Raw genomic sequence first — 12,266 nt, 5'->3', positions numbered from 1 at the left:
TTTCCTCCGCGGCACCCGGCGGCCCGCCCGGTGCCTCCGCTGACAGGACAGCTGCTCGACGCGAGCCCGGAAGGCGCGGACCCGCTATTTCCGGCAGTCGTAGAAGTGCTGAACGGAGATCCCGCCGGGCACGCTCGTCGTCTGCGTGTTGGTGTAGTGGTTCCTGCTGAGGATGACCATGTCGTCCTTGACGTTCACCTCGACGCCCTCGGCGTTGCCCGTCGGGCTGGGCTTCTTCACCAGTTTCACCGTTCCGGTGAAGATCAGATGGCCGTTCTTCCAGCCCTCCGAATAGGAGTTGCCCTGCACTCCCCAGTCGTCGTGGTATTCGCTCATGAACCGCCGGTCGACCGGGTTCCAGCCGAAGACCCTGCGGCCCACGACGAGGTCGGGCGTGACCATCGCCGAGTCGAGGTAGTGCCCGCCGATGTCGCGCTTGGTGGTGATGTAGTTCTCGATCTGCTCGCCGCCGCCGGGCGGGGTGTCCATGCACTTGTAGGAGCCCAGCATGAAGTCGAGGGCGCGCATCTGCGGCGGAGCGGGGAGTTTCGTGCCGTGGCCCGGCGGCCTGCCCGCGCCGTCCGCGCGCCCGCCGTCCGCCCGGCCGCCGCCGGTGTCGGCGACCGCCGCGACCGCGCCGGGCACCAGCACGACCAGCGCCGCTCCCGTGGCGGCGAGCGCCCACCGCGCCCGCGGCCCCCGTGCGGCCCGGCCCTGCTGCGCGGCGTTCCGGCGTGATTCCCGCATGTTCATCCTCGCTCCATTGATGGGACGTTCGTCGTCGGGCCGCCTCATCATCGGAACCGCCGCTAAAGCTGGACTAACGCCCGCCCCCGCGATAGGGGCCCCTAAACGCGGCGCGCCGCCCGTGCCGGACTTAGGGGTACGGGGCGGCGGCGGGGCCGCACTATTCTGGCGCCCGAACGGCAGACCGGATGCCGCCTGCCCGGTTTCAGGAAACCCCGAGACGTGAATTCCCCGACCGAAGGAGACGGTGGCCGTGCGGGTCCTGTTCGTGACGCTCCCGTGGAAGACGCACCTTTTCAATTTCGTCCCGCTGGCCTGGGCGTTGCAGACCGCGGGCCACGAGGTGCACGTGGCCGCCGAGCCCGACCTGACCGGCGCCGTCACCGGCGCGGGCCTCACCGCGGTCCCCGTCGGCTCGGGTGAGACCATGGGCGAACGGGTCCGGCGCGCCTGGCGGGAGGGCACCCTGCCGACGCCCGAGGAGGCGCCCCCGCCGGGCCACCCCGTCGAGCTGTACGACCTCGGCCCGGACCGGCAGCGGCTGAGCTGGCAGGAGCTCAACCGCATCCACGACACGCTCGTGGTGCCGAGGGCGTGGCTGTCCAACGACACGATGTTCGACGACCTGGTGGCGTACTGCCGGTCCTGGCGCCCCGACCTCGTCATCTGGAACGCGGTGACCTTCGCCGGCTCCGTCGCCGCCGCCGCGGTGGGCGCGGCGCACGCGCGGTTCCTGTTCTCCGTCGACCTCTACAGCCGGCTGCGCGACGACCAGCTCACCGTGATGGCGCGCCAGCCGCCGCAGGACCGCCGGGACGGGCTGAAGGACTGGTTCGCGCCGTGGGCCGCCAAGTACGGGGTCGAGTTCTCCGAGGAGCTGGTCAACGGGCACTTCTCGATCGACCAGATGCCCGCCTCGTTCCGCCTGGACTTCCCGCACCGGACCGTGTCGATGCGGCACGTCCCCTACAACGGGCCCGCCGTCATCCCCGCGTGGCTGGCCGAGCCGCCGCGCGCGCCGCGCGTCCTCATGACGTTCGGCGTCTCGGTGCGGTCGTGGCCCGAGCTCCAGGTCGTCCCCGTCGAACGGCTCCGGGAGTCCCTCGACTCGCTCGCCGACCTGGACGTCGAGGTCGTCGTGACCCTGCCCGACGACGTGCGCGCCAGCCTGGGCCGCGTCCCGGCGAACGTCCGCGTGGTCGACTTCGTGCCGCTGCACGCCGTCCTGCCCACCTGCTCGGCGGTGGTCCACCACGGGGGAGCGGGCTCGTTCAACGGCTCGCTGCTGAGCGGCGTCCCGCAGCTGCTGGTCAGCACGGCCCTGGACGCGCCGTTCAAGGACCACCACCTCCGCGCGGCCGGGGCCGGGCTGGCGATCACCCCCGACCGGTTCAGCGGCCCGCTGATCAGGGAGAACGTCGTCCGGATGCTGGAGGACCCCGCGTTCCGCGCGGGCGCCGAGACCCTGCGCCGGGAGATCATGTCCTACCCCGCGCCGAACGCCCTCGTGCCCGAGCTCGAAAGGCTCACCGCCGAGCACCGCGCGTGACGCGCCTGAGCGGCGGCCGGGAGGAACGCCCGGCCGCCGCCCGCGAGATCCGTCAGGTGGCGGCGGCGTCCGTACGGCCCGCGCCGCCGGCCACCCCGCCCGCGCCGCTCGGCACCCGGACGGCCGCGAGGTCGTCGGCGAGAGCCTGGATCACGCGCGGGCCGTGCTCGACGAGGTAGAAGTGCCCTCCGGGGAACACCCGCAGGTCGAACGGCCCGGAGCTGTGCTCCGCCCAGGCCAGCGCCTCGTCCCGCGTCACCTGCGGGTCGCGGTCGCCGACGAGCGCGACGACCGGGCACCTCAGCGCGGCGCCGGGAACGTGCCGGTAGGTCTCGACGGCGTGGTAGTCGCTGCGGACGGCGGGCAGGATCATGTCCCGCGCCTCGGGGTCGCCGAGCAGGCTGGAGTCGGTGCCGCTGAGCCGTTGCAGCTCGGCGACGAGCCCCGCGTCGTCCAGCTCGTGCACGTGCTCGGACCGGTGCCTGGACGGCGCGCGCCGCCCCGAGACGTACAGGCGCGCGAGCGGCTCCGCGCCGTCGCGCTCCAGCCGCCGCGCGACCTCGTAGGCGAGCACCGCGCCCATGCTGTGGCCGAAGAACGCCAGCGGCCGGTCGGCCAGCGCCCGCACGGCCGGGAGGACCGCGTCCGCCATCTCCGGGATGGTGCCGATGTTGGCCTCCGCGCGCCGGTCCTGGCGGCCCGGGTACTGCACGGCGGCGACGTCCACGGCCGGGGAGAGCCGTGCCGAGACGGGGAAGAAGAAGCTCGCCGAGCCGCCCGCGTGCGGGAAGCAGACGAGGCGCACGCCGCTGCTCGGCGCCTGGTGGTAGCGGCGGATCCACGCTTCGAAGTCGGTGGACGGCTGTGTCATGACGCCCTTTCGCTCTCGCACGGGTCGTTCCCTCGGCGGGCGGCCGGCGTGCTCGCCGGGCGTCCCGCCGGTGCGTACGGAGCCAGCTTTCATGACCGGGAACGCGTTGGGTACCCGTACCGATCCCCTACGCCCCCTCATCGGGGGACGCAGGGGACGGGGTGCCGGGAGGCCGCCGGACCTCCGCCGGACGGAGCAGGTTCGACGGGGTGAACGCGGTCGCGGGCGGCCTCCCGGCCGTTCTGGGGGGTCAGGCCGTTCCGATGTCCCTGCGCCGGGCGCCGACGAAGCCGACGAGCGTCAGCGCGAGGGAGATGGCCAGCAGCCAGACCACGGGCATCGCCGAGAAGTGCCCGCCGGGGATGCGCGGCGTGTGCGAGAACGGCGACAGGTCCATCAGCGCCTGGTCGAGCTGCATGGCCTCGCCGAGCTGCCCGAGCAGGAAGAACAGCGCGAGCGCGCCCCACACCGCCAGCGACAGCCGCGGCAGGATCCCGAACAGCGCGAGCGCCAGGCCCGTCAGCGTCCACACCGCCGGGAGCTGCACCATGGCGCCGCCGAGGATGCGCGGCACCTGGCCGCCGACGTCCCCGATGTCCGCGCCGTGCACGAGCCCGGTCGTGACGCCCGCCGCCGCGAGCGCGATGGCCGGGCCGACGGCGGCGAACAGCAGGTGGCTCGCCACCCACTTCGCCCGGCTCACCGAGGTCGCCAGCACGTACTCGCCGTGCATGGCCTGCTCCTCCGTGCGCAGCCGCAGCGCCGCCTGGATCCCGTACGCGGACGCGACCAGCCCGACCGTCCCCATGATGGAGGCGAGGTAGGCGTCGATCAGGCCCTGCTGGCCGCCGATCCGCAGGAACATGTCCTTCAGCGTGTCGTTGTCCTCCAGCAGGTCCCCGACGCCCTGGGCGATGCCGCCGAACACCCCGCCGAGCACGATCATCGCGACGGTCCAGGCGAGCAGCAGGCTCCGCTGGAGCCGCCACGCGAGGACGATCGGGTTGCTCAGCGACGGCGCGGCGTCCGCCGGGCCGAGCCGCGCCGCGAGGATCCCCGCGCCGATGTCCCGCCGCGACGAGAACGCGACCGCGACCGCGACCGCCGCGGCGGCGAACGCGACGGCGAGCGCGAGGACCCACCAGCGCTCGTCGGCGAACGGGCGCAGCAGCGTCACCCAGCCGAGCGGCGACAGCCACGACAGCCACGTCAGCCCGCTGTTGTCGCCGCCGGTGTCGGCGGCCAGCCGGACCAGGAAGAACCCGCCGAGCGCGGCGATCGAGAGGCCGCGCGCGCTGCCCGCGTACTCGGTGAGCTGCGCCGCGACGCCCGCGACCGCCGCGAACGTGCAGCCCGCGACCGCGAAGCCCAGCCCGATCGCGAACGCCCCTCCGGCCGGGAGCTGCCCGCTCAGGCCGAGCCCGAGCAGGACGGCGACCACCAGGTTGGCGGTCATCGTCACGATCAGCGCGGCGGCGAGCTGCGCGTGCCGCCCGACCACGGTCGCGGCGAGCAGCTCGCGGCGCCCGGCCTGCTCGTCGGTCCGGGTGTGCCGGATGACGGTCAGGATGCTGACCAGCCCGACGAAGATCGGGATGAAGCCCGCGCGCTGCGCGACGATGCCGCCGAGGCTCACGTCGGGCAGCGGGCCGTACAGCGCGAGGAACGTCGGGTTGCTGCCGCTCGTCGCGGCGTACTCGGCGCGGTCGGCGGCCGTCGGGTACAGGTCCTTGTAGGTGGACACGTAGCTGAGCGGGATCACCACCACCCAGAACATCCACGCCGGCAGCAGCCACCTGTCCCTGCGCAGGATCAGCCTGACCAGCTTGCCGGTGCCCGTGAGCGGGTTCACCGCGCCACCCCCGCGTTCGCGTCGCGCGCGCCGCCGTCCGCGGTGTAGTGCCGCAGGAACAGCTCCTCCAGCGTCGGCGGGCGGCTGACCAGGTTGCGCACGCCCGCGCCGGTGAGCTGCCGCAGCGCCTCGTCCAGGCTCGCCGTCTCGACCTCGCAGCTCACGTGCATGCCGTCGATCTTGAGCTCGTGCACGCCCGGGACGTCCGACAGGCCCGACGGCGGGCGCATCAGCTCGGCGTCGATCGAGGTGCGGGTCAGGTGCCGCATCTCGTCGAGGGTGCCGGTCTCCACGACCCGCCCCTCCCGGATGATGCTCACCCGGTCGCACAGCGCCTCGACCTCGGACAGGATGTGGCTCGACAGCAGGACGGTGCGGCCCGCGCTGCGCTCCTCGGCGATGGCCTCGCGGAACGTCTCCTCCATCAGCGGGTCGAGGCCGGAGGTCGGCTCGTCCAGCAGCAGCAGCTCGACGTCGGAGGCGAGCGCCGCCACCAGCGCGACCTTCTGCCGGTTGCCCTTGGAGTAGGTTCTGGTCTTCTTCCTCGGGTCGAGCTGGAACCGCTCCAGCAGCTCGGTCTTGCGCCGCTTGTCGACCCCGCCGCGCAGCCGGCCGAGCAGGTCGATCACCTCGCCGCCGGACAGGCCCGGCCACAGGTTGACGTCGCCCGGCACGTACGCCAGGCGGCGGTGCAGCGCGGTCGCGTCCTGCCACGGGTCGCCGTCCAGCAGCCCGACCTCGCCCGCGTCCGCGTGCAGGATGCCGAGCAGGACCCGGATGGTCGTCGACTTGCCCGCGCCGTTCGGCCCGAGGAAGCCGTGCACCTCCCCGGTGCGCACGGTGAGGTCGAGGCCGTCCAGCGCGCGCGTCGGACCGAACTTCTTGACCAGTCCCTTCGCCGAGATGGCGTCACTCATGGCGGTGCTCCTCTTGTGAATGGGTGAAGGGTGCGCGGTTGCCGGACCCGCTGCCGGGCTCGTCCAGCCCGTCCCGGAGCGAGGCGGCCGTCTCCGGGCTGATGACGCTGTGGGAGTGGACGTCGAGCAGGGCGAGGGCGACCCGCCGGTCACCCTCGTCGGAGAAGATGTCGGCGCCCACGGCGCGGGAGATGTGCTGGTGGAACGTCGGGATGCCGAGCGCCATGGCCACCATCAGCGCGGCCCGGCTCGCCGCGTCCGCGATGGGCGGGTCGGGCCGCTGCCGGTCGGCCTGGATCAGCGACCGCTCGGTCATCGCCACCAGGTCGTCGAAGATCCGCGCCGCCGCCTCGGACTCGTCGATCAGCGCCCGCGCCAGGTAGCGCTGGAACGGGTGCAGCGTGTGCCGGGCGTCCATGGTGGAGCGCGGATGGCTCAGCCGGTCGCCGTTCAGCGTCTGGTCGTAGAAGCCGTGCAGCGCCTCCAGCGCGTAGGCGTCGCACGCCTGGCGCAGCGCCTCCTTGGAACCGAAGTGGTGGCGGACCAGCCCCGGTGACACGCCGGCGGCGCGGGCTATCTCCCGGATCGTCGCCTGCGTGAACCCGTACTCCGTGAAGTACCGCAGCGCCGCGTCTCTGATCCGGGCGCGGGCGGTCAGATCCTCGAAGGCCGCTCCGCCACGTTCTGCCAGCATCAGGAAGCCCCCCGCTTGTATCGTCCGCTATCTCTCTGTGCAGAGTACAGTACACGTGTATAGGAAGCTATAGATGGCGTACAGCCGAAGCCCAGACGAACGTCCGCCCGGCGGGCGCGCGGCAGGCGCGGGCGGACGCGGGGGACGGGAAAAGGGGAAGGCGCCCGGTCGGGTGGAGGCGGCGCCCTGGGCGGGCGCGGCGTCCTGACCGGGGCGCCTTCGGGCGGTCAACGAACGTTCCGGCTCACCGGCCGGCGGCCGGGGCCGAACCGTTCGCGGCGGGGGACCGCCGGTAGAGGGCCTGCCAGAAGTAGGTCCAGGGCACGGGCCAGCCGTCCGCCGCGCAGGTCCACGCCCCGCCCGGCCGGTACGCCTCGATGAAGTCGGGGACGGCCGCCTCCACGGCGCGGCTGTCGTTGATGTCGACCACCTTGCGGAGCGGGCCGGTCTCCATCGCCATCCGCACGACCTCGTCGCCCTGCGTGTGGCCGTCCAGGCTCTTGTCCATGTACTTGCCGACGGGGTTCTTGACGTAGAACGCGTCGCAGCGGCGGTCGATCAGCGCGAGGTAGTCCCGCACGGTGCCCGGGGGCATCTCGGTGAACGAGTTGATGTTGACGGCCAGGTCGAAGCGCCGCGCGCCGAGCGCGTCCTCGACCTCGTCGACCGTCACGAACGTGATCCGGTCGAACCGCTCCTCGTCCAGCACGGCGCGCAGGTAGCTGCGGCACAGGCCGAGCGTGTTGGGCAGGTCCACGATGTGGTATGAGGCGAGGTCGTGGTTGGACAGCAGCGTGTGGCACGTCCGCCCGTAGCCGGCGCCGATCTCCAGGACGGCGGCGCCCGCGAGGTCGAGCCCCTTCTCGACGAACCCGAGCTCCAGCACGGCCTGGAGGTAGTCCAGGCACACGCTCTCGCCGTCGTAGGTCACGGTGAACGGGTCGCCCACCTCGCGGTTGCGGATCCTGCGCAGCTTCTCCCACTCGGCGGGACCGAGCCCCGACGCGAGGTTGTAGACCAGGGTCTTGAGGTACCTGATCCCGTTCGCCTCCGGATTCCAGATGGCGATCTTGTGGTTGGGCCGCCCGGATTTGAAATCCGCCAGCTCGGCGGACACATCCTCGGTGACCCAGTGTTTGCTAATGTTCTCCCACTGGAGGCTGCTCTGATAACTGGGCCCCATATCGTCCTCCCGGCCGTACCTTCGGATTCAGGGAAAGCGCCAAGAATATCTCGCGGCCGATGCTAATCGAGCGTCCGGCGCCGTCTCAAGGCCCTATTCCGCCGAGCCGCCCCGCTAGGGGCCCCTATGGCCCGCGGCCGTTCCCGGCGGGCGGCTCTTAGGGGTATGGGGCGGGAGGCGCAGGCATTACGTTGGTGCCGCAGCGCTCGGACGGTTATGCGGAAAGAATCGGTGCATTGCGGATTTTTTTGTGGCTTCCAGACCTGTCGGGCGCGGCCCGCCGCGCGGCGCGCGTCCCGGCCCCGGCGGGGACGGGCGGACGGTGAGCGGCGACGGGCTTCACGTCCGGCTCGGCCGCACGGGCCTGACCGTGAGCCGGCTCGGCCTCGGCACGGTCAACTTCGGCGGGCGCGTCGAGGAGCCCGAGGCGCACCGGCTGATGGACCACGCGCTCGCGTGCGGCCTCAACCTCCTCGACACCGCCGACTCCTACGGCTGGCGGGTCCGCAAGGGCCACACCGAGGAGGTCATCGGCCGCTGGCTGGCCCGCGGGAGCCGCCGCGACGACGTCGTCCTCGCCACCAAGGTCGGGTCGGCGATGGGGCCCGGCCCGAACGACCGCGGCCTGTCCGCCCGGCACATCGTCGCGGCGTGCGAGGACTCGCTGCGCAGGCTCGGGACCGACTGGATCGACCTCTACCAGCTCCACAGCATGGACCGGGCCGTCCCGTGGGACGAGATCTGGCGCGCCATGGAGCTGCTGGTGGCCCAGGGGAAGGTCCGGTACGTCGGCTCGTCCAACGCCGCCGGCTGGGACCTCGCCGCCGCGCAGGAGACCGCCGCCCGCCGCGGCGCGCCGGGCCTGGCCTCCGAGCAGTGCCTCTACAACCTGGTCGCGCGGCACCCCGAACTGGAGATCATCCCGGCGGCGCGCGCCTACGGCGTCGCGGTGCTGGTCTGGTCGCCGCTGCACGGCGGGCTGCTCGGCGGGACGCTGCGCAAGGCCGCCGAGGGCACGGCGGTCAAGTCCGCGCAGGGCCGCGCCGCCGCCGCGCTGGACGCCCACCGCGAGACGATCGCCGAGTACGAGCGGTTCTGCGGCGGCCTCGGCCGGGACCCGGCCGAGGTCGGCCTGGCGTGGGCGCTGCGCCGTCCGGGCGTGACCTCGCTGATCATCGGCCCGCGGACGCCCGAGCACGTGGACGGCGCGCTGCGGGCGCTGGACAAGCCCCTGTCCGATCCGGAGCTCGACCGGCTCGACGCGCTGTTCCCGCCCGTCGGGCGGGGCGGGCCCGCGCCGGACGCGTGGATCGGCTGACCGCCCCGACCCCGGAGGAGAGAGCACGCATGTCCATCAGCCAGTACACCGATCCGCGGATCGTCCCGCACGAGTCGGACGGCGAGCGCGAGGCGCGCGAGCGCCTGACCCGGCTGCTGTCCAAGACCCCGATCCAGCCCGAGTACCTGATCGACAACCTCGCGGTCTACCTGCGCCGGCACCAGCTCAGCGACCTGCTGTCGATGGACGCGCTCTACCGCGAGGTCCGCGATGTGCCCGGCGTGATCATGGAGTTCGGGGTGCTGCACGGACGGCACCTGGCGACGCTCACCGCGCTGCGCGGGATCTACGAGCCGTACAACTCGCTGCGCCGGATCATCGGGTTCGACACCTTCACCGGGTTCCCCGACATCAGCCCCGTGGACGAGGTCAGCCCGAGCGCGGTCGTCGGCAGGTTCGAGACGGCGCGGGACTACCCCGACCACCTGCGCGAGGTGCTCGCGGCGCACGAGCTGGGCGAGCCGATGGGCCACGTACAGCGCACGATCGTCATGCAGGGCGACGTGCGCGAGACCGTGCCGCGCTACCTGGAGGAGAACCCGCAGACGGTCATCGCGCTCGCCTACTTCGACATGGACCTGTACGCGCCGACCCGCGAGACGCTGGAGACGATCCGCCCGTACCTGACCAGGGGGAGCATCGTGGCGTTCGACGAGCTCGCCCACCCGAAGTGGCCGGGCGAGACCGCCGCGTTCCGCGAGGTCTGCGGCCAGGACGCCACCCTCCACCAGATCCCCGGCCGCGAGCCCCCCGTCATCTACCTGCGCTGGAACGAGTGACGCCCGCCGGCGGCGGGGCCCGCCGCGCCGCCGCCGGCCGGGCCGTTCCGCGCGTACGACCGCACGCACTGCTCGTAGGTGGGGAGCAGGCCGGCCGCGGCGGCCTCGGACAGGGACGGGGCCGCCGCGTCCTTCGCCGAGCGGATCGGCGGCCCGGTCAGCTTCCACGGCAGGGCCAGTTCGGGGTCCAGCGCGTCGATGTCGATCATCGTGCCGGGGACGTACTCGACCGAGCACAGGTAGCACATGCAGGTGTCGTCGGTCAGCGCCAGGAACGCGTGCCCGATCCCGTCGGGCAGGTAGACGGCGGTGCCCGACTCCGCGTCCTGGCGGGTGACCGCGTAGTGCCCGAACGTCGGCGAGCCCACGCGGATGTCCACGGCGATGTCGAGCGCCGCCCCGCGCACGCACGTGACGAGCTTCGCCTGGCCGGGGGGCAGCGCGGTGCCGTGGATCCCGCGCACGGTGTTCCGCTTGGAGACCGAGTAGTTGACCTGCCGGATCTCCAGCTCGTGGCCCGTGATGCTCCGCAGGGCCTCCGCTCTGATCGCCTCGTAGAAGAAGCCGCGCGAATCGGCGATGCGATCCGGCTCGATCCGGTAGGCGTCGGGGACCGTCATCTCTGAGATGCGCACAGCAAACCTCCTCGCGGAACGCCGCATTTTCCGCGGCCGCGCTTAAGCGGGACTAAAGGGCTCGGCGGCGCGCGGCCGCACTTCCAGGCCGTTCCGGGAAACGATGCCAAATGCGCGGCTGACCGTGCGTGCCTTAGGGGCCCCTGTTTTCCTCATAAACGGTTCGCGGCCTCGGGCGGGGCCGCGGTAAAGCGATACCGTGGTGAACCGGATATGCCCTACAAGGGAGGCAGTCGTGCCCGATCCCGCCCGTCCAGCGCCCTTATCCCCGCGGTCCCCGCAATCCCCGAGAGCCCCCCGGTCCCCGCGCGGACGCCCGGCGCCGGGCGGGCGCTCGCCGCGCGCCCGCGAGGACACCGCCGCGCAGCGCGCGATCGCCGCCTCGGCCGCCGCGCTCGAAGGCCGCGTGCCGGGCGTCGCCGACGTCCGCGCGTGGCTGGGCGAGCGCCGCGACGCCACCCGCTTCCAGGTCGGCCGCATCCCGTTCGCCGAGCTGGACGGCTGGTCGTTCGACGGCCCCACCGGCAACCTCGTCCACGACAGCGGGCGCTTCTTCACCGTGGAGGGGCTGCGCGTCAGCATCGACGGCGACCGGCCCCGGGAGTGGCAGCAGCCGATCATCTGCCAGTTCGAGGTCGGCATCCTCGGCATCCTCGCCAAGCGGTTCGACGGCGTCCTGCACTTCCTCATGCAGGCCAAGATGGAGCCCGGCAACCCCAACCTGCTCCAGCTCTCGCCGACCGTGCAGGCCACCCGCAGCAACTACACCAAGGTGCACCGCGGCGCGTCGGTCCGCTACCTGGAGTACTTCACCGGCGGGGAGCCGGTGCGGGTGCTCGCCGACGTGCTCCAGTCCGAGCACGGCGCCTGGTTCTGCCGCAAGCGCAACCGCAACATGATCGTCGAGGCGACCGGCGACGTCCCCGAGCACGAGGACTTCCGCTGGCTGACCCTCGGCCAGCTCGCCGGGCTCCTGCACCTCGACAACGTCGTCAACATGGACGCCCGGTCCGTGCTCGCGTGCATGCCCGGCGCGGGAGGCCCGACCGCCCTGCACTCCGACGTCGAGCTGCGGTCCTGGATCGCCGCCGAACGGTCCCGGCACATCGTCACGACCGAGCGCGTCCCCCGCGCCGGGCTCCGGCACTGGGTGCAGGGGCCCTGGTCGATCGACCACGAGGAGCGCCGGCACTTCCGCGTCGTGGCCGTGTCCGTGCGGGCGGGCAACCGCGAGGTGACGCGGTGGACCCAGCCGCTGTTCGAGCCGTACGAGACCGGGATCGTCGCCTACGTGACCCGCACGTTCGAGGGCGTGCCGCACGTCCTCGCGCGCGCCCGCGTCGAGGGCGGCTTCCTCGACACCGTCGAGCTCGGCCCGACCGTCCAGGCGATCCCCGGCAACTACGCGCACGTGCCCGCGAGCGAGCGGCCCGCGTTCATCGACCTGGTCTCCTCCGCCGACCCGTCCCGCGTCCGCTACTCGGCCGTCCACTCCGAGGAGGGCGGCCGGTTCCTCAACGCCGAGAGCCGCTACATGGTGGTCGAGGCCGACGAGGACGAGGCCCCGATCGACCCGCCCGCCGGGTTCCGCTGGGTCACCCCGGCCAGCTCACCATGCTCGCCCAGCACAGCCACTACCTCAACGTGCAGGCGCGCAGCCTGCTCGCCTGCCTGAACGCCATGGCCGCCCGCGGCGCGGC

11 protein-coding genes are annotated in these 12,266 nt (G+C 72.8%); 4 read left to right on the top strand and 7 right to left on the bottom strand.

What is annotated here, in order from left to right:
• Positions 1–84 precede the first annotated feature (84 nt).
• Positions 85–747 (bottom strand): hypothetical protein, encoded by a 663-nt coding sequence (locus GEV43_RS46470; protein ID WP_160826925.1) that lies wholly within the window; start codon positions 745–747, stop codon positions 85–87.
• A gap of 247 nt (positions 748–994) precedes the next feature.
• On the opposite strand from GEV43_RS46470, the gene GEV43_RS46465 reads away from it, so the two are divergent.
• Positions 995–2,296 (top strand): activator-dependent family glycosyltransferase, encoded by a 1,302-nt coding sequence (locus tag GEV43_RS46465; protein WP_160826924.1) that lies wholly within the window; start codon positions 995–997, stop codon positions 2,294–2,296.
• Between the two features lie 52 nt (positions 2,297–2,348).
• Here GEV43_RS46465 and GEV43_RS46460 read toward each other — a convergent pair whose 3' ends face one another.
• The 5 genes from GEV43_RS46460 to GEV43_RS46440 all read right to left on the bottom strand — a co-directional run bounded on the left by GEV43_RS46460 (position 2,349) and on the right by GEV43_RS46440 (position 7,813).
• A complete protein-coding gene (locus GEV43_RS46460) occupies positions 2,349–3,188 on the bottom strand; it encodes an alpha/beta fold hydrolase (protein ID WP_309240358.1) in 840 nt (279 codons plus the stop codon).
• A gap of 229 nt (positions 3,189–3,417) precedes the next feature.
• Positions 3,418–5,019 carry an ABC transporter permease gene (locus tag GEV43_RS46455; protein ID WP_160826923.1) on the bottom strand — a complete coding sequence of 534 codons (1,602 nt, stop codon included), beginning with the start codon at positions 5,017–5,019 and terminating at the stop codon, positions 3,418–3,420.
• A complete protein-coding gene (locus GEV43_RS46450; RefSeq protein WP_160826922.1) occupies positions 5,016–5,936 on the bottom strand; it encodes an ABC transporter ATP-binding protein in 921 nt (306 codons plus the stop codon). Before GEV43_RS46450 ends, GEV43_RS46455 begins: the two co-directional genes overlap by 4 nt.
• Positions 5,929–6,630 (bottom strand): TetR/AcrR family transcriptional regulator, encoded by a 702-nt coding sequence (locus GEV43_RS54455; protein WP_160826921.1) that lies wholly within the window; start codon positions 6,628–6,630, stop codon positions 5,929–5,931. Before GEV43_RS54455 ends, GEV43_RS46450 begins: the two co-directional genes overlap by 8 nt.
• Before the next feature lie 244 nt (positions 6,631–6,874).
• Positions 6,875–7,813, bottom strand: coding sequence for a putative sugar O-methyltransferase (locus tag GEV43_RS46440; RefSeq protein ID WP_160826920.1), 939 nt, complete (start codon positions 7,811–7,813; stop codon positions 6,875–6,877).
• A 250-nt stretch (positions 7,814–8,063) separates the two neighbouring features.
• Here GEV43_RS46440 and GEV43_RS46435 point away from each other — a divergent pair, with 250 nt between their 5' ends.
• On the top strand, positions 8,064–9,131 hold the full coding sequence (locus GEV43_RS46435) for an aldo/keto reductase (RefSeq protein WP_309240357.1): 1,068 nt from the start codon (positions 8,064–8,066) through the stop codon (positions 9,129–9,131).
• Positions 9,132–9,160: 29 nt separating this feature from the next.
• Positions 9,161–9,931 (top strand): class I SAM-dependent methyltransferase, encoded by a 771-nt coding sequence (locus GEV43_RS46430; protein WP_160826919.1) that lies wholly within the window; start codon positions 9,161–9,163, stop codon positions 9,929–9,931.
• On the opposite strand, the gene GEV43_RS46425 is transcribed toward GEV43_RS46430, so the two are convergent.
• A complete protein-coding gene (locus GEV43_RS46425) occupies positions 9,910–10,566 on the bottom strand; it encodes a dTDP-4-dehydrorhamnose 3,5-epimerase family protein (protein WP_160826918.1) in 657 nt (218 codons plus the stop codon). The two genes, GEV43_RS46430 and GEV43_RS46425, sit on opposite strands and share 22 nt — an antisense overlap.
• Positions 10,567–10,972: 406 nt before the next feature.
• Between GEV43_RS46425 and GEV43_RS46420 the strand changes: the two genes are divergently transcribed.
• Positions 10,973–12,241 carry an NDP-hexose 2,3-dehydratase family protein gene (locus GEV43_RS46420; RefSeq protein WP_309240356.1) on the top strand — a complete coding sequence of 423 codons (1,269 nt, stop codon included), beginning with the start codon at positions 10,973–10,975 and terminating at the stop codon, positions 12,239–12,241.
• Positions 12,242–12,266: the final 25 nt, after the last annotated feature.

Source organism: Actinomadura sp. J1-007, assembly GCF_009793335.1.
Lineage (GTDB): Bacteria > Actinomycetota > Actinomycetes > Streptosporangiales > Streptosporangiaceae > Spirillospora > Spirillospora yumaensis.
This window is presented reverse-complemented; position numbering and strand designations above follow the sequence as displayed.

Bases quoted from the DNA above. Each gene is read 5' to 3' on its own strand.
- GEV43_RS46470 (WP_160826925.1), bottom strand. From the start codon at position 747: ATGCGGGAATCACGCCGGAACGCCGCGCAGCAGGGCCGGGCCGCACGG.
- GEV43_RS46440 (WP_160826920.1), bottom strand. From the start codon at position 7,813: ATGGGGCCCAGTTATCAGAGCAGCCTCCAGTGGGAGAACATTAGCAAA.
- GEV43_RS54455 (WP_160826921.1), bottom strand. From the start codon at position 6,630: ATGCTGGCAGAACGTGGCGGAGCGGCCTTCGAGGATCTGACCGCCCGC.
- GEV43_RS46430 (WP_160826919.1), top strand. From the start codon at position 9,161: ATGTCCATCAGCCAGTACACCGATCCGCGGATCGTCCCGCACGAGTCG.
- GEV43_RS46450 (WP_160826922.1), bottom strand. From the start codon at position 5,936: ATGAGTGACGCCATCTCGGCGAAGGGACTGGTCAAGAAGTTCGGTCCG.